A 23,532-nucleotide genomic window follows, 5' to 3' on the forward strand; every position below is an offset into this window, starting at 1 on the left:
ATTTTTAACAAAAAGATAAAAATGTTTGATAGCTTGCGAAATAAAAAGTCCGAACCCACGGTCATATCTGACATGTTAACTAAACAGCGACGATACGACAGCCTCGTCCGGGCACTTCACGCAGATATCTTCCGATATGCCTATTGGCTCATCGGCGATAAACATGTTGCTGAAGACGTCACCCAAGAAACCTTTTTACGTGCATGGCGTGCGCTTGACTCTTTAAAAGATGACAAAGCCGCTAAAGCATGGCTGATCACTATCTTGCGCCGAGAGAATGCCCGTCGATTTGAACGTAAGCAGTTTGACTACAGTGATGTAGAGCAAGAGTTGCTTGAAGACCAAAAGTCTTCCACTACCGAAGAGCAAACAGAGCAATATTGGCTACGTAAACAGATCGGCTTATTAGAGATTGAATATCGAGAGCCATTACTGCTGCAACTCATTGGCGGTTTTAGTGGTGAAGAAATTGCAGAGTTGCTTGAACTTAATAGAAACACCGTCATGACGCGATTATTTCGTGCCCGTAATCAATTAAAAGACGCTTTAGAGTCTCCTGAAGTTAGAGGTCAATCAAATGGATGATCTACAATTTCGTCGCCATGCCTATGACGACCCCAACAGCCAAGATGAAGATTTCTTGGCACAAATTGCTGCGTCTGAGTCTGATGCAAAGTTAGTCAGTGAATTAAAAATATTAGACAGTAAGCTTACCCATGCGCTTAATATTGATGTGCCTAATGATTTAGCAGATAAATTATTATTACGTCAGCAACTGAATAAACATCAGGAGCAAAAAAAGCATACTCGTTATTTAATGGCTATGGCTGCCTCCGTGGCATTAGTCATCGGTTTAAGTTTTAGCATGTTAAAATTTGCCCCCGTTGACTTAGCTGAGCATGCGCTCGCTCATGTATACCATGAACCCAAATCAATGCTGGTTGATCAAAATGTTGGCTTTGAAGATGTTAATTTTAAACTGGCTGGTATTGGCGGTTTAGAAAACGCCAAATTCATTCAACAGCCCGGAAAAGTGTTTTATACCTCCTATTGTGACTTTCAAGGAGTTAAAAGCTTGCACTTAGTGATGGAAGGTAAAGACGGTAAAGTCACCCTCTTTATTGTCCCGGCTGAAAATAGAATGGTCACCGAAGAAACTTTTGCAGATCAACACTATCAGGGCTTGGGCTTTCAAACAGCTGGGGCATTCATGATGTTAGTTGCAGAGCAAGATACTGATTTACAGTTTGTTAAATCTGAAATAGAGCAAACCTTTATCTAGTTATAGTCACAACCTGTAACCATCTCCTATCAATTAGATAATAAGCAGTCAATGTAAACTTATTGAGTGCTTGTTATCACATCAAATTTACTTCCCAAATTGTGCACTGGCTCATACATCTGCTAGCATATGCGCCACAATAATAAAAATACGGAAGTATCATGACCATAGAAACCCCCATTCTAATCACTTTTATCGGCTACCTCGCGTTAATGATGGGGATTGGCTACTGGGCTTATCGTAAAACAGATACCGTTGACGACTATATTCTGGGTGGCCGAAAAATGGGCCCTGCTGTCACCGCCTTAAGTGTTGGTGCATCAGATATGTCAGGTTGGTTATTACTTGGCTTACCTGGTGCAGTGTATTTAGGCGGCTTAGGTGAAGCTTGGATTGGTTTTGGACTGATATTTGGTGCCTGGCTCAACTGGCTTTTTGTCGCCAAACGTTTACGTATTTACACTGAACTGGCTGACAACTCGCTGACATTACCTGACTTTTTTGAAAATCGCTTTCATGATAACCAAGGCGTATTAAAAATGGTTGCTGCGGTCACCATCTTAGTCTTTTTCACCTTTTATACCTCATCAGGTATGGTAGGCGGCGCAATATTATTTGAAAAAGTATTTGGCCTTGATTACACCTTAGCACTCATTATAGGTTCAGTAATCATCGTTTCTTACACTTTTGTAGGCGGTTTCTTTGCCGTCAGTTGGACTGACTTTTTCCAAGGCTGTTTAATGTTAGTGGCCTTACTTATTGTACCTGTTGCCATCTTCAGCCAACCTGAGACTCAAGAAAACCTGCAGCAACTTGACCCTGCCATGCTGTCGTTTGTCAGTGAAAACACCACAGTCATCGGCTTAGTGTCATTACTGGCTTGGGGTTTAGGCTATTTTGGCCAGCCACATATTCTATCTCGCTTTATGGCCATTGGCAGCGCTAAAGACATTAAGTTATCTCGTCGCATTGCTATGAGCTGGATGGGTATTTCTCTGATTGGTGCATTGGCAACGGGTATCGCTGGTACCTTGTATTTTGCCGACACTCCCCTAGATAACCCTGAAACTGTATTTATTCACCTTGCCCATGCTGCGTTTAATCCATGGGTTGGCGGCTTGTTAATTGCAGCAATTTTATCCGCGATCATGAGCACCATTGATTCACAGCTTTTGGTTTGTTCAAGCGTAATAACTGAAGACTTTTATCGCAAATGGATTAAACCCGATGCGAGTAATAAAGAGTTAATGCTCGTGGGCCGTTTGGGGGTTATCGCCATTGCTATTGTGGCCGCAGTCATTGCACTTAATCCTGAAAGCAGTGTCCTAGGGTTAGTGAGCTACGCATGGGCAGGCTTTGGCGCAGCATTTGGCCCTGTGGTATTACTATCACTATTTTGGCAGCAATATAGTCGCAACGGCGCTGTAGCAACAATTGTTGTCGGTGCGGTGACCGTGGTGGTCTGGAAACAACTCTCTGGTGGTATTTTTGACTTGTACGAAATAGTCCCTGGATTTTTGCTCGCCTCATTGGCAGGTATCTTAGTCAGTAAGCTATTTCCTGCAAGCACAGAGACGGTGGCCTCATTCAAGGTCTTTCGCCAGTCACTTTAGTGCTTTACAAGGTTAACCCTTAGTAAACACCTGCCGACTTTTTCGTTAACAACAATTAGTCGGCTGGCTCATTTCTAGAGTAAAGATTCTAAACTCAGCGTACAGGTGTTAGCTAAAAAGCAGCCCTAGTCACAATTCTTAATTACAGCAACCTAACAAAGTTATCATTATAAAATCAAACTCAAACCACTGAAATTACAGCGTTAACTCCCACAAAGGTTTGTAAGACCTTCTCACAATTATATTTAACAGCTCAAATTATTAACAAAAATTCAACACCAAAAGTCACTGGTCGGAGTTGTATAGCTTACTTGTGTTACCTAAGATGCGCTCAAATATAAGTGGCAGTGATATGAACACATGCAGTATTCATGCATATGCGACAATAAAGATGAGCAATAATTATGACTAAATTCAACAAGACACTACTGGCAGCAGCTGTAGCTTTAGCAAGTACTCAAACATTCGCAGCGGGTTTTCAACTCAACAGCCAGTCTGCAACCGGTTTAGGCCGCGCAATGGCGGGGGATGCCATCATCGCAGATAACGCTTCAGTATTGGCTCGCAACCCAGCGGCAATGGCATTATTTGATAAGACAGCAATTTCGGTTGTTGGTACTTATGCTGATGTGAATGTTGAAGTGACTGATGCCATGATTGGTGATGGTTCTGGTGATGGTCAATATTTAGGCGCTATGGATAATGCCGCTGAAGGTAAGCCTATCCCAAGTTTTTATTACATCAACCCAATTAATGACAAATGGGCTTTTGGTGTTGCTGCATTTAGTAACTATGGTACAGGCACTGATTTAGCCCCGCTAAATTCAGGTCATGACATCAATACCCCAATTGATTTATTGGGTAATACTGAAGTGACCACCATTAACTTTAATGCTAGTGTTTCATATCGTATTAACGATTCTTTGAGTTTAGGTCTGGGTATTGATGCCATAAAAGGTATGGGAACACTGACTAGGCAAGGTAATTACACATTCTCTACGCCTATTGGCGATTTACCTGCAGATCTAGACCTTGTCAATATTGATGCAGATGGTTGGGGCTTTGGCGCCATTTTCGGTCTTGCTTATGAGATCAATGAAAACAACAGAATCGGCTTAAGCTATCGCAAAAGCCCGAACATGAAGGCTTCAGGTGACATTACATTTGGTCAAGATATTAACCTAGGCAATATACCACTTATGGTAGCCGAAAATTTTGATGAAATTGATATCCCTCTGGCCGATATTGCCCAGCTTGCTGGTTTTCATCAGCTAACTGACAAGTTCGCTATCCATTATACAGCCCAGTGGACCAGCTGGAGTAACTTCGACAACATCGAATTAACAGATGGTGATAAAGGCTCTGATAGTTATATTCTTAAGCATTATAACTGGGATGATTCTTGGTTCTTAAGCCTTGGTGCCACTTATGACATCAATGATAAATGGACTGTAAGAGCGGGTATTGCAAAGGACCAAGGTGTGGTTGGTGAAGTATCATCGCTATCAATCCCTGATTCAGACCGTATGTGGTACTCAGCAGGTTTTAGTTACCACATTAATGAAAAATCGAGCATTGATTTCGGTTACACCCTGGTTGCTGGCGAGAAAGTCCATGTTATCGAAGATAGCCTGTTAACTCCTTCTATTGGCGCTTATACAGAATCAGGTGCAAACTACTACTCATTACAGTACAACTACACTTTTTAAGCAGACAGTGACTTAAACAGACTTCATTAAACAGATTGAGTAATTAAAACTTATTCTATATCACTAAAACGGTTAATAATTTAAAAACCATCGATGATCCATCGGTGGTTTTTTTATATCTGCTATACTTTCATTAGATTTTTCTCATAAATAAATTGCGCTTAATACTAAAGTCCATTAGAATTTTCTCATAAACAAATTTTTGAGGTGGAACATGGCAACCTTTCACAAACGCTTATCTTTATTTAGTGCAGTAATACCTACTTTGCTGGCTATTGTTAGCTATAGCGCTATAGCTGATACAGACAAACTAAAAACCGATAAAGCTTTTGATACCCTAACAGTCACTGAAACAGAGTCTGTTTCATCAATAATCATTGATGGACAAGTGGAAGCGATTAAAGCCGCTACCGTTTCAGCACAAACCTCAGGGCGCATTATTCAGGTCAATTATGATGTCAATGATGTGGTCACCGCGGGCGCGTCTTTACTTGAAATTACCAGTGATGAGCAGACCGCAGAATTTAATGCGGCAGAGGCTCAGCTTGCCAGTTCAGAAGCCATGAACTTTGAAGCACAAGCGACACTGACTCGTTATGCGGCGCTGTTTCCTCAAGGTGCCATATCTCAAGGGCAAATGGATGAAGCGACCGCCAATGCCAAATCCAGTAAGCAAGCGGTATCCGCGGCAAAAGCTCAGCTTAATAAAGCAAAACAAAGTTTAAATTACACTGTGGTTTCTGCGCCATTTGAAGGCCGAGTGACTGAACGCTTTATTGAACTCGGTGAAACCATTTCATACGGTCAGCCATTATTTTCCGGTTTTGATACCCGAGAGTTACGTGCCACTTTTAATGTTCCCTCGCGTTACTTAGCCAACCTGCAAGCGGCTAAGCAGCTTGAATTAACCTTAACCAATGGTGAAAAAGTTATCAGCAACGATATCAATGTTTACCAATTTGCCGATGCCAACAGTCATCAGCATCAAGTAAGAATTAACTTTAGTCATCCTCAAGCACTCACCGGCCAATGGGTTAAAATCGCGGTACCCGTTAAAACCAGCAACGTGGTCATTATTCCCTTAAGTGCTCTTTATCAGGTCAATGATCTGGATGGCGTGTACCGAAAAGTGGGTCAGCACACCTTGTTAACACAAATTCGCCTCGGAAAAATTGACAAGCAACAGCAAACCGTTGAAGTGTTATCAGGTCTTGATAAAGGTGATGAAATTATCCTTAACGCCAGTCGCTACGTGTTACTGCGCGCAGCTAACCAAAGTAAGGAGTAGTTCATGGCTAATTCAGAACCTCGTTTAGGTATTTCTGGCACCATTGCTAAGAACTTTCAAACCAGTGCTATCACCCCTTTACTGGCTATTTTGGCATTACTACTCGGCTTATTTGCGGTACTCATAACCCCTAAAGAAGAAGAGCCGCAAATTGATGTCACCTTTGCTGATGTGTTTATCCCCTATCCAGGTGCAAGTCCTACGCAAGTCGCTAATCAGGTTACCTTACCTGCCGAAAAAATTATTTCAGAAATTAAAGGTGTTGATACCCTTTATTCATTCTCACAGCCTGACGGCGCCTTAATCATTGCCATCTTCAAAGTGGGCATTGCTCGAGAACAAGCTGTTGTCGATTTATACAATAAAATTTATTCTAATCTTGATAAATTCAATCAAGCCGCAGGCATTGGTGAGCCGCTGATAAAACCTCGCGGTATTGATGACGTACCTATTTTTGGTCTCACCTTATGGTCAGATGATCCCACCATGAACCCTGAGCAACTCACTAAAGTCGCTACGGTACTAGAAACTGAACTAAAACGTATCCCAGGCACCCGTGAGATATATTCTCAAGGTAGGCATGAGCTTATTGCCAATGTTCGCTTAGATCCTAGTAAGCTAAACAGTTTTGGGGTCACGATTGAACAAATTGAGCAAGTGCTAAACAGTAATAATTCCGTCTCAACAACAGGTTCATTAACCCAAAATAATCAAGAGATTAAGGTTCAAACTGGACAGTTTTTAGACTCAGTTGACGATCTTAAAAACCTGGTTATCAAAGTAATACCCGCTAATAACTCAATCACTGAGCCTGCCAGCGCCAAGGTGGTTTATTTAGCCGATGTTGCTGATATCACCTTAAAAAGCGATATTCAAAAGCAGCAGGTCTGGCATGCTAATCAGCAAGGTCAATTCCCTGCTGTAACCATTGCTATTGGTAAGCAAGCCGGTGAAAACGCGGTAGATATTGCCAATTTAATTACAGATAAAGTTGCCAAACTCGATAACTTACTTATTCCTGATAACGTCAATGTCGCTGTTTCCCGTAACTATGGCGCTACCGCGGGCGAAAAAGCCAACACACTGATATTTAAATTAATTTTTGCTACCGCTGCAGTGGTGATATTGGTGCTATTAACTATGGGCGCCCGCGAATCAGCCATTGTTGGCGTCGCTATTATTATTACCTTAGCACTGACATTATTTGCCTCATGGGCATGGGGCTTTACCCTTAACCGTATTTCACTTTTTGCACTGATATTTTCAATTGGGATCTTAGTGGATGACGCCATTGTTGTGGTAGAAAACATTCACCGTCATATGGCGATGAGTAATAAACCGCTCACAGAATTAATCCCACAGGCTGTGGATGAAGTGGGCGGGCCGACAATTTTGGCCACCTTTACCGTTATTGCGGCATTACTGCCAATGGCGTTTGTTTCTGGCTTAATGGGGCCTTACATGAGCCCTATTCCCATCAATGCCAGTATGGGCATGCTTATCTCGCTATTGATTGCTTTTGTGATGACCCCATGGCTGAGTAATAAATGGCTTAATGCCAAAGCTCACCGAGGTAACACCAGCAGTGACCTAAATGAGCAACCCCATACAGAAACAGCCTCAACTAAATTACTGAGCTTTTTCACTTTCATCATGAAACCATTTCTTGATGGTGAACACGCCAGTAAGGCGCGTAAAGCTATGGCGTTAGGCATTGTGCTACTAATCGCACTCGCGGTGTCATTACCCTTCATGCAAGCCGTTGTGCTTAAAATGCTGCCTTTTGATAATAAATCGGAGTTTCAGGTGATTGTTGATCTACCTGAAGGCACGCCGTTTGAGCAAAATCAAAAACTGCTACAAGAGCTTGGACTTTATCTGACGACTGTTGAAGAAGTTGAACACTTGCAGTTGTACGCAGGCACCCACTCGCCAATGAATTTTAACGGCCTAGTGAGACATTACTTTTTACGTGAAAGCCAAGAAGTGGCTGATATTCAAGTCAATCTGGTTGAAAAGTCAGAACGTGATAGAAACAGTCATGATATTGCTATGTCAGTGAGAGAGCCTTTACAAGCCATTGGTGTCGCTTACAATGCCAATATCAAAATTGTTGAAGTGCCTCCAGGGCCACCAGTATGGTCACCGATTGTGGCTGAAGTTTACGCGCCAACCACAGCGCTGCGCGAACAAGCGGCTAACGATTTAATGAGCCGTTTTCAGCAAACTGAGCATGTTGTAGATGTGGATATTTATTTACCCGCACAGCAAAGCAAATGGCAAGTGAGTATTGATCGTAATCGCGCTGCAATTGCTGGGGTGGCTTACTCAAGTATTGTTAATACTATTCAAGCGGCAATTGATGGCAAAGATGCCAGTTACCTTTATCAAAGCAACTTGCACCTGCCAACACCAATCAGGCTGCAGCTTGATGAAGCCGCCAAGGTGGATATGCATCAGGTGATGTTATTAAAAATCCCTTCAGCCTCAGGAGCAATGGTCACCCTTGCTGATGTGGCTTCAATTAAACAAACCAGCATTGATACCACTATTATCCATAAAAATATGGTGCCCATGATCATGGTCATTGCCGATATGGCAGGCCCGACAGGCAGCCCTTTGTATGGCATGTTTGATATGGTAGCTCAAATAAACCATGAGCAAGAAAGTGGTGAAGCTGCATACCCAATGAGCCAATACTTTGCCAATCAACCCGACGGCTTAGATGAAGTTGCCGTACTATGGGATGGCGAGTGGAAGATCACTTATGAAACCTTCCGTGATATGGGCATTGCGTATGCGGTGGGTATGATTGCGATTTACTTATTAGTGGTCGCACAATTTAAGTCTTATACCGTGCCGCTGATTATTATGGCGCCCATTCCATTAACCATTATTGGGGTCATGCCAGGACACGCAATACTCGGGGCGCAATTCACCGCCCCATCAATGATAGGCATGATCGCGCTGGCCGGTATCATAGTGCGAAACTCAATTTTGCTGGTTGATTTTATCCATCAACAGGCAACCGAAGGTGTGCCGTTTGAACAAGCCGTGATCAATGCCGCTGCAGTGCGCGCCAAACCGATTATGTTAACGGCCTTTGCCGCCATGATTGGCGCATTATTTATCATTGATGATCCGATTTTTAGTGGGCTAGCAATCAGCCTTATTTTCGGGATATTTATTTCAACCATTTTAACCTTGGTCGTTATCCCAGTGCTGTATTACGCAGTAATGAAAAACCGCCAAGGGATCCACAACTAATCTAACGTTTAAGGAGTTACTTATGTCTATTGAAAGATCAATTATGGCTTTTGCCGGCTTTATGGTGCTGTTATCTTTAGTGCTTACCGCTACCGTCAGTCACCATTTTATTTGGCTGACAGCATTTGTTGGTGCTAATCTATTTCAAAGTGCTTTTACTGGTTTTTGTCCCGCCGCTATGGTGATGAAAAAACTCGGTCTAAAAACCGAAGCAGAAAAAGCAACCCAATAGCATTGCAAAAATATATCAATAAGGAGCCACAGTGCAGCCATTAGATTGTAATAAATTGACCATGCAAACAGTTAAAGCGCTCACCCTACTTGCCATGTGCTTAATGGTATTAACAGTGAGTAAAATCAGCGTTGCCCAAGATATGAATCCCGTTATTGCGTGGAAAAAAATTAACAAGGGTGCGATGATATTGGATGTAAGAACCGCTGAAGAGTTTGCCGCAGGTCACCTTGAGGGCGCGATTAATATTCCCTTTAATATCGCCCTTAAAGAGCTAAATAAACAAAATATTGCCAAAGATACAGCCATCGTATTGTATTGCCGCAGCGGCCGCAGAAGCGGTATTGCCAACGATGAGTTAGCCGCTGCAGGCTACACTCAAACTTATAACGGTGGCGGCATTGCCGCTTTATCAGCAAATAAGCAATAACCCGCTTTATTAACGCTTACAGCTAAATGAGCCCCTTATTGGATATAAAAAAGGTCTGCCAGATAACTCTGACAGACCTTTTTGTTACTTCATTAAAAGTCTAAAAAACCACGGTTTTGTTACCATAGACTACTACTTGTTCATCAAGGACAAGCTGCAGGGCTTTACTCAGCACGCTTTTTTCAACATCGCGGCCATTATGAGCGAGTTCTTCTGCGCTGAAACTATGATCAACATTAATCACATCTTGTTTGATAATAGGCCCTTCATCTAAGCAATTATTGACAAAGTGGGCTGTCGCACCAATGATTTTTACCCCACGCTCCCACGCTTGACGATAAGGTGAGGCGCCAATAAATGCCGGTAAAAATGAGTGATGAATATTGATAATGGTATTGGGAAACTCAGCGACAAACTCAGGAGTTAAAATTCGCATATATTTTGCCAATACAATGTAATCAGCATTATAGGTTTTTATAACCTCAAGCATCGCTTGCTCGTGCTGGGCTCGGTCTAAACCTTCATGACTAACATGATGAAATGGAATATCAAACTTTTCAGTTAAGCCTTGCAACACATCGTAATTACCTACCACTGCGGCGATTTCAACATCTAAGCCGCCATAATAGGACTTCATTAAAATATCACCTAAACAATGGGCTTCTTTGGTGACCAAAATGACAATACGTTTTCGGCCTGCATCCACCAACTTCATGTGATTTTGTAGAGGTAACACCTCATTTAAGTCTGCCAATAACTGCTGATCGTTAATTTGCCCTTCAAGCACAGTACGCATAAAAAAGCGTCCTTGTTCATGGTCAACAAATTCGGTGTTTTTAATAATATTTAGCTTATGGGCAAAACACACACCGGTAATTTTAGCGATAAGGCCTTTTGCATCTTCACAATCAGTGATCAAAATTTTTCGCTCTAGGCTTGCTGTATTGTTAACTGGGTTACTTTTAGACTTCATAAACTATTGGCTCACAAGAATTAAATCGATGACGTTTACATTCAAATAAAATGCAGCTGGCTAAAAACTATATTTTACTTTTAACATAGCTTTTATGGGAGATGTAATTAAATAACCAGATATATCAATAATTGATTTTTTTATAGCAACCTAATTATTAAATAGTTAAAAGAGTTGCTATATTTATGAGGTTTTAATAATCATTTACGGGTGTCGAGGTACTTTTGCAGTAGTTTGCGCAAACTTTCCGCCTTAGTCCCAAATACCACCTGTACTCCATGCCCCACTTTGATCACCCCTTTCGCGCCTAAGCGCATCAACCTGGGTTTATCGACAAGTTTTGGATTCACGACTGTAATGCGTAAGCGGGTTAAACAAGCATTTAATTCAACAATATTGTCTGCCCCGCCAAGAGCACTAATCATGCTGCGTAGGCTTTCTTTATTGCCGTGACCATCAGCTTCTAACCGCCCAGGGGTTTTTAAGTTAAATGCTACAATACTCACCCTAAATAAAAGATAATAAACAAACCCCGTTAATGGCCCTAAAAACCAAATCCATTGAGTATTACTTGATTGAGCAAACAACAAACTGAAATCAATCAGTCCGTGGGAAAACACCACACTGTGTTTTACTTCAAGCAAAACACAAACGCTATAGGCCACACCAGTCAGAATGGCGTGAATTAAAAACAATATCGGCGCCACAAACATAAAGGCAAATTCAATGGGTTCGGTGATCCCAGTTAACCAACTTGCGGTTGCCGCTGACAGCATAATCCCGGCAACGCGATTACGTTCAGATTTATCCGCGCTACGCCAAATAGCCAACGCTGCAGCAGGGAGTCCCCACATTTTTATGAGGTAACCCCCAGCAAAATTACCCGCAGCAGGATCACCAGCAAGATAGCGAGCTATTTCACCTCTCACCAATTTACCGTCATCAATATATTGTCCCACTTCCAAGTAAAATGGCGCGTTCCAAATGTGGTGTAGGCCCAATGGAATAAGTAATCGTTCAATGGCGCCATAAACACCAAAGGCGACAGCAGGCTCTTGATATACAGCCCATAAGGATAAAGAATCGATTTCATACGCCAGTGTGGGCCAAATATGGGCCAAGATGAACGCCATCAGCATGGAAAATGGAATAATGATTAACGCAGCGCTTCGATGGCCTTCAAAAAATGAGAACACTGCTGGCAGTTTTACATTTTCACTCAATCGCACCACCAAACAAGTCAGCGCGCCAATCAGCACACCACCAGCAATTCCGGTATCCATTGTCTCCATCCCCCAAATGGGCCTCGAGGGTAAGTGATAAAGGGTTGTCATTGCTCCAAGGCTTGAAATATAAACGCCAAAGCCAAAAACTGCGATAAAGGCGGCAATACCTTGGTCTTGACAAAAGCCAATGGCAATAGCTATCGCAAATAATAGCGGCATCATGGTAAAAATTAGATTACCCACATTCGAAAGCACGATGGCGAGTTCGGTAGATATAAAAGGAAGGGGATTGGCAGAAAGCCCGAGCATGACACCTGCAGCGGGTAAAATGGCGATGGGAATTAACAGCGCCTGACTAAGACGCTGAGCAAATTTAAACCACCGCTGGCTTAATAACCTTAACTGTCTTGCGACTGGGTTACTGCGGTTTGCCAAGTTGTTATCCATTGTGTGGCTTCTGTTTCTGGTTCCATGGTTTCACAGGCATCGATTTCAAGGCGCGGCGTAATACTGGTTGCACCGAGTTCAGTAAGCAGTTCATCAAATTGTTTTCCTCCGCCGCAGAATGTTTCATAGCTTGAGTCACCTAAGGCAATAACGCTGTAGTTAAGCTTAGGCAAATAAGGCGCTATTGAGCGCAACTCATTAAACCATGGCGCAATATCTTCAGGTAAGTCACCGTGACCAGTGGTAGAGGTCACTATGATCAGTAATTCATCTTCAGCTGGAACATAGCCTAATAGCTCAGTTGGCTGAAACAATTGGGTATTAAAATCCAATTGTGCGATCTTATCGGTTAATGTTTCAGCAACAAATTGTGCACTTCCATACACTGTTCCGAACACTATATTAACTTTATCCATGATATACTTTTCCCCAAGCTCACTGACTGCATTGATTATTACAGCTTAAATGCTGACTAATTTGAGTTAATAGCTTCACCATACTGCATTCCAGCGCTGGGCTGCAAGTATGAAATACAAACAAAAGTAACAACTTATCTAAACGTTAAGGTTATTGTTATGCGCCAAGCCAACCGGCATAGATTGTTCAAACTCCAGCATAAGGCCGCCCATATTAGGCGAAACTTTTACTTTAGATGTGAACAACAAGATACTAGCGAGCCACTTGCAAAAATTGATGAGTTCGAGAAGTTGAAGGCATTATTGTTAAAACACAATAAAACCCCTTTAAAACAAAGTACTTAATAAGCGCACTTACCAAGTACTTGGATTTATCTTTAAGATTCTTACGTAACTTATTATTACGTGATAGTTTTTACGTAAGAATTTTTTATAGCCTACTAAGCAATATCCATAGGTGCTGAGCAATCAAGCGCATCATCCCAGCCAAACTGCTCAAATATCCTCAGCCATTCTTGCTCCAATTCTGTTTCTATATGCATTTTCTCTAAGGTCACAGGATGAGTAAAACGAATTGACTTAGCGATAAGCCATAAACGATTTATCTCAAAGTGCGATCTAAAAAACTTATTCTGCTTACCATCACCATGGGTGGTATCACCAATAATAGGATGACGTAAATGTGCCATATGTCGTCTCAGTTGATGTTTACGGCCCGTTTGCGGTGTAAGGTTAATTAAGCAAAAGCGGCTACTGGGATAACGTCCAGAACTGTATGGGATCTCTGCATTCATTAACGGCTTATAATCAGTTACCGCTTCTTGTGCGGGCTTATCTTTATTGGCCTTTTTGTCGGCAACATCATCTAGTTCTACTTTTAAAGCGTAATCTAAACGGCCTGCCTCATGCATATTGCCTCGAACCAAAGCGATATATTCTTTCGTCACTTGATGATGTTCAAACTGCTCACAAAGCGCTCTGGCGACTTCACTGCTTTTGGCAAAAACTAACACTCCAGATGTGGGTCTATCTAATCTGTGCACCGGAAACACATGGCAGCCCACTAGGTCTCGAGTCAGTTGCATCGCAAAAAAGCGCTCCTTTCTTGCAAGGTAACTGCGGTGCACCAACAAACCAGCCGGCTTATGAATAACCACCAGATGCTCATCTTCAAAAAGAATTTCTAACTCAGGCGGTGTTTCATCTTCAAGCCCCTCCGCTGCTAGCGTTTCAGCTTGAAGGCTCGCTGCATCTTCTTGGTCATCGAAATATTCATCATCTATCATGTTATTGCTCACTTAAAAAGGTGTCTAACTCAGCCAATAAACGTATCAAAGGATTAAGATCATCACGCTGACTCCACACATGTGCCGCCATAGGGGCTAAGGCTATTTGAGTAGGTAAAGCCTGCTTCATACAAATAAGCTGTTGCATCTTAGGGATAAAAATAAACTGCAACCATTGCTCAAACCCCATGGTATCGCAGGCAAAAGGAGAACTGCTCGCAAGCGCTTGAGCAGAAGGTTTAGTCGATGACCAAAGGTTTGCATCTTTAAGGTTTTGTTCTATCTGAATTAAGTATTGCTCTGTTTTAATATACGGCATAACTGTGATTTATCGCTCACACAAGTTTGAAATAACACGATTGTTTGTGCGACTAATTATATCATCAGGAGGCAGTTAACCCTATAATACGCACAAGTTAATCGCTATATAAAAACACCATGACACAACTCGAAACCCTAAGTGAATTTTTAGACACCGCTAATACTCAATTTCAGGTTTATGATTTAGGCCGCAGAGTCGAAAACATCGATATGATGTTGTTTAATCAAATTGAAGCATTAAAAACCCCTTACCCTTTTCCAACTCAAGGTCATGCACAATTTGCCATCGTGTTTTGGCGCGAAGCACAGCCACCTTTTATTTGGTTTTTAAAGCTGCCACTGGATGAGCAAGGCTTGTTGTCTCCAGCGCAGCGCAGTCAATTCATCAAAATGATCCTCGAAGCTCTAGGGCAAGATCCAACCAAAGCATTAAGTGATGAAGAACAAGAGCGCTATGCTAATCACCCTTTTAGCTTCAAGCCTAGCCAGGAAAAGCTAGCGCTATTTAATGCCTTAGTAAAACGTCAATTAAGCCAGCAACCATCAGCGCAATATCAATTTGCCGCTAGCTACTTTGCTGCGCTGATAGCAAGTCCAAAGAAAGTGGATGACTCGTGGCAGCAATTAGGGCTTCAAGGCATTGCCGACATCTGTGTGCGCCTAGATCAACATAACCACGCTGCAGAAATTAATGCCGCTTTTGAATTTGCCCCAGTTGAAGTTCAAGCAGCTATTTGCCAATGCTTAGAACATGTGACCATTGATGCAGTGCTTGCACAAACCTTGTTTGATAAGTTATCTCAAGCGCCGGTTGAGCATAAGCATATCTATCTTAGAGCCCTTGCTTCACAAGCTGAGTTAACTCAAAAAGCCATTAAGCAATTGGTTAATTACCAACAACTTGATGAAAACTTATTGATCACCATTGCTGCCAGAAACTGGATTGCATTAAAAGATGACCAAACTCGCAAACTTTATCTAGAAGTCTTAGCAAATCAGCCACAAATCTTCTTTAACCAAGTATTTGCTGATATCGTGTCTATACCGAGTTTACGCCAGCCGCTGTTGCTTGAACTAAGAAATACCGAACGAAGTGAGAAACTATCAGCGGCTATTGGCGGTTTATTTAAGGCACTAAGCCAATGATGTCAGATTTTATTTTAATCGTAGCAGTCGTGGTTGTGGGCGCATTCTTTTGGCAATTACGACAAATGGCAGAAATTAGCCGTAAGTATGCTGAAAGCGCCTGCGGCAAGCAAAAAGTACAACTCCTTGCTATCGCAATGGAGTCAGCAAGACCTAGCCTGGGTGGTACTACTGGCCTTTGTTGGCGTGCTAAATTTTTGTTTGAATTTAGCACCGATGGCATGAACCAATATCGCGCGCATATCCAAATGCATGGTAAAAAAATAGAAAAAATAAATTGGCCTATTTTCCCAGAGCCAGAATGGATGGATGCGCCGATGGCAAAAGGTAAGTTTGGTGGTTGTGGCGGCGCATCTAGCTGCAACTCCGGAAAGTGTAAGTAATTTATTGGCTTAACGACTCAATAGGTAAGCCATACTGCATAAACCATTTTTTACTGGAAAATCGTTATTTATTAAACGCTAGCCAAAAGAAAGACCGCGACAAATCATTGCCGCGGTCTCTTGTGCTTTTGTTAAGCCATCCAGCTATTGTTGTGCTCCCTGCACCATCCATGCGTCTAACTTGCTCCGAGCGCTATCCTTATTCAATCCTTGATATTCCTTGTACACTTAAGTACTTTCCATCTTACTCGATTATCCATTGACCGAGCCTGCTCAAATCCTTAAGCGTGTCCTTAATTCATCCTTGGGGTTCTTCCATGACATCCTTTAATCAAGTTATTGCATCCAATGCAATCACCATAAATCCCTTATGGCGTAAATCCCTTAATTGATGTCCTTCAATCTAATAAAGTCGCTTATATCCATAAACTGCAGTGATGGGGTATTAGTTAACTCCTTGTCACTAACCTTTTAATCATGCCACTGTCCATAGCGTACATTTTACCTTGATTTGAAAGTCACTGTAGAGCAGAAAACACTTTACTTATAATCCTATTGATACAACTTAAGCACTTCCTGTGCATATTTGCTTTCTTGGTATCTATTATAGTTCATATGGTTCAACAGGTAAGTCATAAGTATTCACATTACAGCGTAATTACAAAGTAGTAACACCACTAAACCAGCAGGCGTCAAATTAAAATCAATAAAAACAACAACTTTAAAATAAACCTAATTTATGGCGCGTTTCAAATGCGATAAGGCTTACACCCCTTGTGAGATATATCGCACAAACACTCTGGCTATTAGGGAAATTAATCACTGCAAAAAAATTCACATATTTAACATTTGTATTTCTGAAATGTAAAAAGCGCAATCCTAATAAATTAAGATTGCGCCTATTTTACGCTCTGTTAGCTTATCCGGCTAAATTGTGCTTCCCTGCTCCATCCATGCGATTATTTGCTCCCTGCTCCCTTTATTCCCTGTTACTCAATTTCCTTGTATTCTTGCCAGTTGCTGAATACTTGAGTTTTCAATCCATTGAACAGTCTATCCCTTTGACTGACAGTTTTACTCCTAGATTACCATCCTGGTATGCTGCATCCTGCAATCCGTCATCATCCTGAGAGGGTTCATCCTAGTTTCAGTTATCCATAACTGAGCTTATGCCCTTTCCTTGAGCGTGTCCTGACTTCGTCCTGAATTCATATTTTGAGATAGCTAATAAGAGGTTTTCTCATATAAATATCTCAATGAATAACCAGCCCCCTTCCTTTAATTGTCATCTCATCCTGAGACATTAACGACCAAAGGTTGTTGGCTTTACAATATGACTATTCATTATAAGTGCAATATTAAACAAAACACCCTGTTTTATTTATGTTGCGACCTTGTGGAATATTTTAGCTAAATTCATTGGCGAGAAAACACCCCATTTACTCACAAACCAATAAATTCTCGTCACCAAAACAGACCTGAAAACTTAAGGCTATGTTTTAATTGGTAAAAAACAAATTCAGCTAGAGAATGCATACAGACTAAAGTTAGATAACTTACAGGGTATGTGAGATAAGTCTTACACGCCAAAGTGAAACTTGCCTGTTTATGACTTTGAGAGGAATAGCTTTTTTAACATTTGCGCAAACATTACCCAGTCAGCGAGCAAACTGTATAGCGGGTATTCAAAAGTAGCAGGTTTGTTTTTTTCAAATACAAAGTGACCAATCCATGCAAATCCATAACCGATGACAGGGATAAATAATAGTTGCCACCATTGCTGGCTAACTAGAGTCACCAACAGCAATAACACTATCAGTCCAGAGCCGAGGTAATGTAAGCGCCGACATGTGGCATTTTGATGCTGTGATAAATAAAAAGGATAAAACGACTTAAAGTCTTGATACTGTTTATCAGCCATTTATTGCTCCGATTTACTTTGATAAATTAATATCTCACCATCAACAGAGCCAATGGTTTGATCAGACAAATGGCCAAAACCTTCACCAATAAAAAGCGCTGCATGTTTATCGTTGTTAACAAATACTCCGATCCCATCGAGCTCTAACTGCTCATCGCACCAACTCAACACCGCTTGAATTAATTTTGCCCCATTACCTTTTCTTTGCTCATTAGGGCTCAAAGCGATAAATTGTAAAATACCGTATTGTTTACTCGGTAAACTTTCTAAGATGGTATGCTCTTTTTTAATAAATGCTTGGGTTGAACTCCAACCAGTGCCGAGTACCATTTTTAAACGCCAGTGCCAGTAACGACTTTCACCAAGAGGCACTTGATGGGTGATCACACAGGCGACACCGATGAGACGTTTGCCTTCAAACCAACCAATTAATGGTTGCTCTTGCTGCCATAACTCTGTGAGCTCTTCTCTGATTGCAGCCCGCAGTTTTTGTTCGTAATTGGCTTTATTAGCAGTGGCTAAAGCTTCAATAAAAAATGGATCATCATGATAGGCATTATAAATAATCGATGCTGCAACTCTTAGATCTTCCGCAGTCAAATAAACCGCTCTAGGTTGATCGTTAGTTTGTTCATCCAAAGACGGCGCTGCTTGAGTTTTCGGGGGCAAAGTGTTGTTTTCCATGATGTCACTCTTAACTAATCCAGTTGATAGTCTCAACTTAACAACTTTGAAACATATTGCAATTTAAATAGGGTCACCTAATCTTAGTAAAGTAATATCATTCATACATGGTGAAAGCTCATGGATACGACAACGACAACATTTGAACACTTATTTCAGCAATTAGGATTAAGTTCATCTAAGGAAGATATTAACCAGTTTATCGAACAACATAAACTGGCTAAAAATAGCACCATTGCACAGGCTGGATTTTGGTCAGAATCGCAAAGACACTTTATTGAAGAGGCCTTACATCAAGACGGCCAGTGGTCTGAATTAATAGACCAACTGGACGTTTTATTAAGAAATTAAATGTTTTGGTAAGCAGTTTCACCCCAACCCACTAATTTGTTGTCACTTATTACAACTGGGGTACATTCACTTTTTGTGGTTTTGCCGTCACCTTTACTCCATTGAGTACGGTAGAAAAACACCTGAACCTCTTTCTTTGGACTTTCAGCGTCAGCTTGGGTCACATAAGCCTCACTGAAATCAGCCGTTCCCATCAAAATGGTGACTTGATCTTTTGCCATTCCGATTGAAAGTTTCGCTAAGTTATTACGATTAGTTTGTTGTTGTTTTTGCCAATATGAATCACTACGCTTACCTTCGTGATCGCCCACATTCAATACGCAACCAGTTAGTGAAGTCGCTGCTATAGCCATAATTAATGCTGCACCCAATTTTGCTTTCATAACACGTCCCTTTCAAATGGTTCTAATGTAATTTCTACTGAAACTGTTTTTCAGAGTAAGTTATACTGTTCTCAATACTGATTAAGCTAAAAGTGTGCCAAAAGTTAAAGCCTTGATTTTATTCATCATTTAAAACCAAGTCTCACTTTTTGAGTAATTTCACTACCAATATTTAAGGATTTTCACTAATTATGAGTCCAATTGAACAAGTCCTTGCGGCGGCAAAATCCATTGCTGTAGCAGGTCATACGCCAACATTAGCGTTAATAAAAGGTAAATTAGGTACGCGGATAGCCATGCCAACCCTTATTCAGGGGTTGCAGCAATTTAAAGCCATCCCCAAAGAGCAATGGCAAGACTTACCCGATTTAGCAGCCATGATACAGCCAGCTAATACTGAAACGGCTCAAGACCCATTAACGGCGCTAGAACAAAAATGGCAGGCTAAATTTGACGCTGTCGAAAGTGAATTTGCCCTAAAGATAGCAGCACTTGAAAAACGAATTGTACAATTAGAAAGTTAAGCACCACATCCTCAATACATTTAACCAGCTAAAAACGGAAAACCATGTTTGTCACTGAACTCAGATTTGAATGTTTCGCCGATACCACTATCACCGCGGCAGAAAAAGCCATTAATAACTTTCTAGAAGCACTCAGAGCCAATGGCCAAGTATTAGGAAGAGAATTTGCTGTCGCATTTAATGAAGGTGAGTTTAAAGTCAGGCTATTAATACCTGAAAAAAACAGTTTATCAGCCCGTAACAACAGCCCATGGGTCAAGCAAGCATTAACTATGCTAACTGAAGCAAAGTTATTGGCGCCACGTGAAAAGTTTATCGGCCAAGATATCAATTCAGAGCAAAGTAATATCGACACTCCCAGCTGGCAGGTGCTTTACACCAGCTATGTACATATGTGCTCACCATTAAGAAGTGGCGACAACCTTCTCCCTATTCCGCTATATCAAATTCCAGCAAGCTTTAATGGCGACCATAAGCGAGTTATTCGCTGGCAAACAGAGTGGCAAGCTTGTGATGAACTGCAAATGGCGGCGGCAACCAAAGCTGAATTTGCAGCATTAGAAGAACTGACCAGTCATAAAAGTGATTTATTTAGACGAGGCTGGGATATCCGCGGCAGAATTGAATTTATTACCAAAATTCCGACTTACTATTATCTTTATCGCGTTGGTGGTGAAAGTTTACAGTCTGAAAAAGAACGAGCCTGTCCACGCTGTGGATCGAAACAGTGGTTATTGGATGAGCCATTATTGGATATGTTTCACTTCAGATGTGAGCCATGCAGAATTGTGTCGAATATCTCATGGGATCATCAGTAATAATTTCAAACGTTATTGTTCTGAAGTATCTAACATCGATCAGAACAGCTGCATCATTAACCTTCTTTTCAACAAAAAGCCTGACTTAATTAATCTATAAGTCAGGCTTTTTGGTTTATCGCAAATTAATAACGTTGATCTATGACTTTCGTCTCAATAAGTCATTCCACATCATTTTCATTCGCTGCCAAATCCCCGGATGTGGCACATGGCCATGATCTTCTTCTACAGGTTCAATTGCTGGTGTGACTCTTGGCGTTAGGCTATCGATAAACCCAGCTAGGCTATCAGCAAGCTTTTCATGGGGCTTATTGCCTGGCACTTCAATCCACACACTGCCATCTTCATTATCAACGGTTAGCATGTTATCGCCATCACCCAATACACCGATAAACCAGGTTGGTGCTTGTTTGAGTTTTTTCTTCATCATCAAGTGGCCAATGATATTTTGCTGCAAAGATTCAAAGTCTTGCTGATTCCAAACTTGCAGTAATTCGCCTTCGCCCCAGTTTGAATCAAAATACAGTGATGCTGAAAAGAAGTGGCCGTAAAAATCATTGATATCATCATGCAGCTTAAGCTCTAAAGCATGTTCGACATTACTAAAGTCTGCGGTGCTTTTACGCTTAACAGTCTGCCAAAATACCGCTTCATCAGATTCAAGATCATACTGGCCCTCAATACAACTAGACCCTTGACCCATTGGGTAAAATCGCGGTAATTCCCCTAAGGTATCTTGGTAAGCTTGAATATAACGGTTAGAAAATTGATCCAATGATGTTGAACAAGACACTTAAGATGCTCCAATATTGTTTGTGACCAAATAGATTGGTGTATTTGTCACGTACAGTGATTACCTAATTGTATAAATTGGTATTATAATAAAGGCCTATTTTGACACGGAAACACACTAGATGACACACAATCACGATCCCTATAGTGATGCTGAAGCACTTAAAGGTTTAACTTTAGGTCAAACGACGCAATATCAAGCTGAATATGATGCATCATTGCTGCAAGGGGTTCCTCGTAAGCTAAATAGAGATGCCATTGCATTAACGGCTGAGTTACCTTTTCAAGGTGCTGATATTTGGACTGGCTATGAACTATCTTGGCTTAATGCCAAAGGCAAGCCTATGGTAGCCATCATTGAAGTTTACCTTGCCATCGAAAGTGATAACTTAATTGAATCGAAGTCATTTAAGCTTTATTTAAATAGCTTTAATCAAACCCGCTTTGACAGTGTTGAACTAGTACAACAAACTTTACAACAAGATCTTAGCCGCTGTGCCAATGGCGAGGTCACGGTAAAAATCATCGAGCCAAAACATTTTAATACCCAGCGCATTGTCGAGTTACCGGGTAACTGTATTGATGAACTTGATATTGAAGTTGATGATTATCAATTTAAACCTGAGTACCTTGAAGACAGCACTGAAGAGAAACATGTTGCTGAGACACTTACATCCAACTTGCTAAAGTCGAATTGTTTAATTACCTCTCAGCCTGATTGGGGTAGCGTGATGATCCGCTACCAAGGTCCTAAAATCGATCGAGAGAAGTTACTGCGTTATTTGATTTCATTCCGTCAACACAATGAATTTCACGAGCAATGTGTTGAGCGTATTTTTACTGACTTAAAACGTTATTGCCAATGTTCTAAATTAACGGTTTATGCCCGTTATACTCGCCGTGGAGGTTTAGATATTAATCCATTTAGAAGTGATTTTGAGCAACCGCCTGAGACACATCGTTTAGCGAGACAGTAATTTCAAAAATGATATTACAACTTAAAAGGCACTTTTTAGTGCCTTTTTTGATCTGCAGGTAAACCGACTTAGCTAACGATCAATTTAGGCATGCCTTTAAGGCAACTTAATGAGAATCAATAATAAGCTCAGCCCAATCTATTACTTCAGCGTTATATTCAGGCTCGTTCGCAACACATCCACTATAAAAGCTAATGGCAAACCGATAGCTCTCATTAAGCTTACCTAAACTACAATGCCATTGGTTTTCAATCTCAAAGCGCTCTTTGTCATCATTTATCAGCTGCAAAGAGACATTGAATTGTAAAGGTATGACAGCGCCTTTATTCAGCTTAAGCTCGCTTTTTTCAGCCGATTGAAAATCAAATGCGAATGATTTAAGCGATAAAGCTAAGCCTAAGCCTTTGGCCTTAATGTAAGACTCTTTTAAGGTCCATAAATCAAAGAAACGTTCCCTATGCTCCACTGCTGGTAAAGCTAATAAAGCTGCCGCTTCAGGTTCAGAAAAGTAATGATTTAATATCGAATGAATATTGGTGCTATCACGGCGCCGCTCAATATCCGCCCCCAGCTCAAACGCTTGCATTGGGGCATTAGTTTGATAAATAGCCACCAATAACCAGTCACCACTGTGACTGATGTTGAAACCTAAACCCGTTTGCTGAAATTGCAGATCAGTTAAACGCGGTTTGCCTTTTTCGCCATATTCAAATACCCATTCATTGGGCTTTATATCGGCAAAACGCGACAACAAAGCCCGCAAGTAACCTCTAACCATTAAGCCTTTTTCACGGGCTGATTGTTGAATATAGCGATTCACTTTTTGGGTTTCATCTGCAGGCAACCAAGATGACACCAATGAGGTGGTTTCTTGATCCAATACTGCCGTGGTAAGCGGACAGAAAAATAGATTTATCTTGGTGTCAGAATTCAAAATCAACTCAATAGTAAAACAAAAAGCCATTGTCGCTTGTTTCTAACTGAATTTATAGTCTGTGTAATACGCCAAATAAATAAAAACGGCTGGAACATTACAGCCCCTGCCGTTTTAATCCTATTAGCT

24 protein-coding genes are annotated in these 23,532 nt (G+C 41.2%); 14 read left to right on the forward strand and 10 right to left on the reverse strand.

Annotated features, from left to right (window positions below; translation table 11 throughout):
- Positions 1-21 precede the first annotated feature (21 nt).
- The 8 genes from Q4557_RS03955 (at position 22) to Q4557_RS03990 (ending at position 9,821) form a co-directional block, all read left to right on the forward strand.
- Complete coding sequence (locus tag Q4557_RS03955) at positions 22-585, forward strand: sigma-70 family RNA polymerase sigma factor (protein WP_102437495.1); 564 nt, start codon at positions 22-24, stop codon at positions 583-585.
- Positions 578-1,282, forward strand: coding sequence for a DUF3379 domain-containing protein (locus Q4557_RS03960; RefSeq protein ID WP_303410830.1), 705 nt, complete (start codon positions 578-580; stop codon positions 1,280-1,282). The genes Q4557_RS03955 and Q4557_RS03960 overlap by 8 nt, the downstream gene beginning before the upstream one ends.
- A gap of 161 nt (positions 1,283-1,443) precedes the next feature.
- Positions 1,444-2,895, forward strand: coding sequence for a sodium/proline symporter PutP (gene putP / locus Q4557_RS03965; RefSeq protein WP_102475696.1), 1,452 nt, complete (start codon positions 1,444-1,446; stop codon positions 2,893-2,895).
- Positions 2,896-3,299: 404 nt separating this feature from the next.
- Positions 3,300-4,604, forward strand: coding sequence for an OmpP1/FadL family transporter (locus Q4557_RS03970; RefSeq protein WP_303410832.1), 1,305 nt, complete (start codon positions 3,300-3,302; stop codon positions 4,602-4,604).
- A gap of 214 nt (positions 4,605-4,818) precedes the next feature.
- On the forward strand, positions 4,819-5,892 hold the full coding sequence (locus Q4557_RS03975; protein WP_102530718.1) for an efflux RND transporter periplasmic adaptor subunit: 1,074 nt from the start codon (positions 4,819-4,821) through the stop codon (positions 5,890-5,892).
- A 3-nt stretch (positions 5,893-5,895) separates the two neighbouring features.
- Positions 5,896-9,159 (forward strand): efflux RND transporter permease subunit, encoded by a 3,264-nt coding sequence (locus tag Q4557_RS03980; RefSeq protein WP_303410836.1) that lies wholly within the window; start codon positions 5,896-5,898, stop codon positions 9,157-9,159.
- A gap of 22 nt (positions 9,160-9,181) precedes the next feature.
- Positions 9,182-9,391, forward strand: a complete 210-nt coding sequence (locus Q4557_RS03985; RefSeq protein ID WP_102437507.1) for a DUF2892 domain-containing protein — start codon at positions 9,182-9,184, stop codon at positions 9,389-9,391.
- A gap of 94 nt (positions 9,392-9,485) precedes the next feature.
- Positions 9,486-9,821, forward strand: a complete 336-nt coding sequence (locus tag Q4557_RS03990) for a rhodanese-like domain-containing protein (protein WP_303410978.1) — start codon at positions 9,486-9,488, stop codon at positions 9,819-9,821.
- Between the two features lie 100 nt (positions 9,822-9,921).
- On the opposite strand, the gene purU is transcribed toward Q4557_RS03990, so the two are convergent.
- The 5 genes from purU to Q4557_RS04015 form a co-directional block, all read right to left on the reverse strand.
- A complete protein-coding gene (purU, locus tag Q4557_RS03995; RefSeq protein ID WP_303410839.1) occupies positions 9,922-10,794 on the reverse strand; it encodes a formyltetrahydrofolate deformylase in 873 nt (290 codons plus the stop codon).
- Positions 10,795-10,994: 200 nt separating this feature from the next.
- Complete coding sequence (locus tag Q4557_RS04000) at positions 10,995-12,467, reverse strand: PTS transporter subunit EIIC (RefSeq protein WP_303410841.1); 1,473 nt, start codon at positions 12,465-12,467, stop codon at positions 10,995-10,997.
- On the reverse strand, positions 12,419-12,883 hold the full coding sequence (locus Q4557_RS04005) for a flavodoxin (protein WP_102520704.1): 465 nt from the start codon (positions 12,881-12,883) through the stop codon (positions 12,419-12,421). The genes Q4557_RS04000 and Q4557_RS04005 overlap by 49 nt, the downstream gene beginning before the upstream one ends.
- A gap of 440 nt (positions 12,884-13,323) precedes the next feature.
- Positions 13,324-14,169 carry a tRNA pseudouridine(65) synthase TruC gene (gene truC, locus Q4557_RS04010; protein ID WP_102437514.1) on the reverse strand — a complete coding sequence of 282 codons (846 nt, stop codon included), beginning with the start codon at positions 14,167-14,169 and terminating at the stop codon, positions 13,324-13,326.
- Position 14,170: 1 nt separating this feature from the next.
- On the reverse strand, positions 14,171-14,488 hold the full coding sequence (locus Q4557_RS04015; protein ID WP_102520705.1) for a YqcC family protein: 318 nt from the start codon (positions 14,486-14,488) through the stop codon (positions 14,171-14,173).
- A gap of 119 nt (positions 14,489-14,607) precedes the next feature.
- On the opposite strand from Q4557_RS04015, the gene Q4557_RS04020 reads away from it, so the two are divergent.
- Positions 14,608-15,636 carry a DUF3549 family protein gene (locus tag Q4557_RS04020; RefSeq protein ID WP_102437518.1) on the forward strand — a complete coding sequence of 343 codons (1,029 nt, stop codon included), beginning with the start codon at positions 14,608-14,610 and terminating at the stop codon, positions 15,634-15,636.
- The gene (locus Q4557_RS04025) at positions 15,633-16,019 is read left to right on the forward strand and encodes a DUF3301 domain-containing protein (protein ID WP_102437520.1); all 387 of its coding nucleotides are present in this window, start codon (positions 15,633-15,635) and stop codon (positions 16,017-16,019) included. The genes Q4557_RS04020 and Q4557_RS04025 overlap by 4 nt, the downstream gene beginning before the upstream one ends.
- Positions 16,020-17,625: 1,606 nt before the next feature.
- On the opposite strand, the gene Q4557_RS04030 is transcribed toward Q4557_RS04025, so the two are convergent.
- Positions 17,626-17,940: a DUF962 domain-containing protein gene (locus Q4557_RS04030; protein ID WP_102475703.1), complete on the reverse strand. Its 315-nt coding sequence runs from the start codon at positions 17,938-17,940 to the stop codon at positions 17,626-17,628.
- Entirely contained in the window at positions 17,941-18,579 is a 639-nt protein-coding gene (locus Q4557_RS04035; RefSeq protein WP_102437597.1) for a GNAT family N-acetyltransferase, read from the reverse strand.
- Positions 18,580-18,744: 165 nt separating this feature from the next.
- Here Q4557_RS04035 and Q4557_RS04040 point away from each other — a divergent pair, with 165 nt between their 5' ends.
- Entirely contained in the window at positions 18,745-18,975 is a 231-nt protein-coding gene (locus Q4557_RS04040; RefSeq protein ID WP_102437524.1) for a DUF2789 domain-containing protein, read from the forward strand.
- Here the strand turns inward: Q4557_RS04040 and Q4557_RS04045 are convergent.
- Positions 18,972-19,358, reverse strand: coding sequence for a DUF3192 domain-containing protein (locus Q4557_RS04045; protein ID WP_102475704.1), 387 nt, complete (start codon positions 19,356-19,358; stop codon positions 18,972-18,974). The genes Q4557_RS04040 and Q4557_RS04045 overlap by 4 nt on opposite strands.
- Positions 19,359-19,549: 191 nt before the next feature.
- Between Q4557_RS04045 and Q4557_RS04050 the strand changes: the two genes are divergently transcribed.
- On the forward strand, positions 19,550-19,882 hold the full coding sequence (locus Q4557_RS04050) for a hypothetical protein (RefSeq protein WP_102437528.1): 333 nt from the start codon (positions 19,550-19,552) through the stop codon (positions 19,880-19,882).
- Between the two features lie 44 nt (positions 19,883-19,926).
- Positions 19,927-20,700 (forward strand): Zn-ribbon-containing protein, encoded by a 774-nt coding sequence (locus tag Q4557_RS04055; protein WP_102475705.1) that lies wholly within the window; start codon positions 19,927-19,929, stop codon positions 20,698-20,700.
- Positions 20,701-20,839: 139 nt separating this feature from the next.
- On the opposite strand, the gene syd is transcribed toward Q4557_RS04055, so the two are convergent.
- Entirely contained in the window at positions 20,840-21,493 is a 654-nt protein-coding gene (gene syd / locus Q4557_RS04060) for a SecY-interacting protein (protein WP_102520708.1), read from the reverse strand.
- A 121-nt stretch (positions 21,494-21,614) separates the two neighbouring features.
- On the opposite strand from syd, the gene queF reads away from it, so the two are divergent.
- Entirely contained in the window at positions 21,615-22,469 is an 855-nt protein-coding gene (queF, locus tag Q4557_RS04065) for an NADPH-dependent 7-cyano-7-deazaguanine reductase QueF (protein ID WP_303410848.1), read from the forward strand.
- A 106-nt stretch (positions 22,470-22,575) separates the two neighbouring features.
- Here the strand turns inward: queF and Q4557_RS04070 are convergent, their stop codons facing one another.
- On the reverse strand, positions 22,576-23,403 hold the full coding sequence (locus Q4557_RS04070) for a 4'-phosphopantetheinyl transferase superfamily protein (protein WP_303410850.1): 828 nt from the start codon (positions 23,401-23,403) through the stop codon (positions 22,576-22,578).
- Positions 23,404-23,532 lie beyond the last annotated feature (129 nt).

The sequence above is a fragment of the Shewanella sp. 5_MG-2023 genome (assembly GCF_030547465.1).
In the GTDB taxonomy this organism is placed as follows: Bacteria; Pseudomonadota; Gammaproteobacteria; order Enterobacterales; family Shewanellaceae; genus Shewanella.

What these genes read in the sequence shown, in the direction of transcription:
- Q4557_RS03955 (WP_102437495.1), top strand. Translation starts at nt 22, where the DNA reads ATGTTTGATAGCTTGCGAAATAAAAAGTCCGAACCCACGGTCATATCT.
- Q4557_RS03960 (WP_303410830.1), top strand. Translation starts at nt 578, where the DNA reads ATGGATGATCTACAATTTCGTCGCCATGCCTATGACGACCCCAACAGC.
- putP (WP_102475696.1), top strand. Translation starts at nt 1,444, where the DNA reads ATGACCATAGAAACCCCCATTCTAATCACTTTTATCGGCTACCTCGCG.
- Q4557_RS03970 (WP_303410832.1), top strand. Translation starts at nt 3,300, where the DNA reads ATGACTAAATTCAACAAGACACTACTGGCAGCAGCTGTAGCTTTAGCA.
- Q4557_RS03975 (WP_102530718.1), top strand. Translation starts at nt 4,819, where the DNA reads ATGGCAACCTTTCACAAACGCTTATCTTTATTTAGTGCAGTAATACCT.
- Q4557_RS03980 (WP_303410836.1), top strand. Translation starts at nt 5,896, where the DNA reads ATGGCTAATTCAGAACCTCGTTTAGGTATTTCTGGCACCATTGCTAAG.
- Q4557_RS03985 (WP_102437507.1), top strand. Translation starts at nt 9,182, where the DNA reads ATGTCTATTGAAAGATCAATTATGGCTTTTGCCGGCTTTATGGTGCTG.
- Q4557_RS03990 (WP_303410978.1), top strand. Translation starts at nt 9,486, where the DNA reads ATGTGCTTAATGGTATTAACAGTGAGTAAAATCAGCGTTGCCCAAGAT.
- purU (WP_303410839.1), bottom strand. Translation starts at nt 10,794, where the DNA reads ATGAAGTCTAAAAGTAACCCAGTTAACAATACAGCAAGCCTAGAGCGA.
- Q4557_RS04000 (WP_303410841.1), bottom strand. Translation starts at nt 12,467, where the DNA reads ATGGATAACAACTTGGCAAACCGCAGTAACCCAGTCGCAAGACAGTTA.
- Q4557_RS04005 (WP_102520704.1), bottom strand. Translation starts at nt 12,883, where the DNA reads ATGGATAAAGTTAATATAGTGTTCGGAACAGTGTATGGAAGTGCACAA.
- truC (WP_102437514.1), bottom strand. Translation starts at nt 14,169, where the DNA reads ATGATAGATGATGAATATTTCGATGACCAAGAAGATGCAGCGAGCCTT.
- Q4557_RS04015 (WP_102520705.1), bottom strand. Translation starts at nt 14,488, where the DNA reads ATGCCGTATATTAAAACAGAGCAATACTTAATTCAGATAGAACAAAAC.
- Q4557_RS04020 (WP_102437518.1), top strand. Translation starts at nt 14,608, where the DNA reads ATGACACAACTCGAAACCCTAAGTGAATTTTTAGACACCGCTAATACT.
- Q4557_RS04025 (WP_102437520.1), top strand. Translation starts at nt 15,633, where the DNA reads ATGATGTCAGATTTTATTTTAATCGTAGCAGTCGTGGTTGTGGGCGCA.
- Q4557_RS04030 (WP_102475703.1), bottom strand. Translation starts at nt 17,940, where the DNA reads ATGGCTGATAAACAGTATCAAGACTTTAAGTCGTTTTATCCTTTTTAT.
- Q4557_RS04040 (WP_102437524.1), top strand. Translation starts at nt 18,745, where the DNA reads ATGGATACGACAACGACAACATTTGAACACTTATTTCAGCAATTAGGA.
- Q4557_RS04045 (WP_102475704.1), bottom strand. Translation starts at nt 19,358, where the DNA reads ATGAAAGCAAAATTGGGTGCAGCATTAATTATGGCTATAGCAGCGACT.
- Q4557_RS04050 (WP_102437528.1), top strand. Translation starts at nt 19,550, where the DNA reads ATGAGTCCAATTGAACAAGTCCTTGCGGCGGCAAAATCCATTGCTGTA.
- Q4557_RS04055 (WP_102475705.1), top strand. Translation starts at nt 19,927, where the DNA reads ATGTTTGTCACTGAACTCAGATTTGAATGTTTCGCCGATACCACTATC.
- queF (WP_303410848.1), top strand. Translation starts at nt 21,615, where the DNA reads ATGACACACAATCACGATCCCTATAGTGATGCTGAAGCACTTAAAGGT.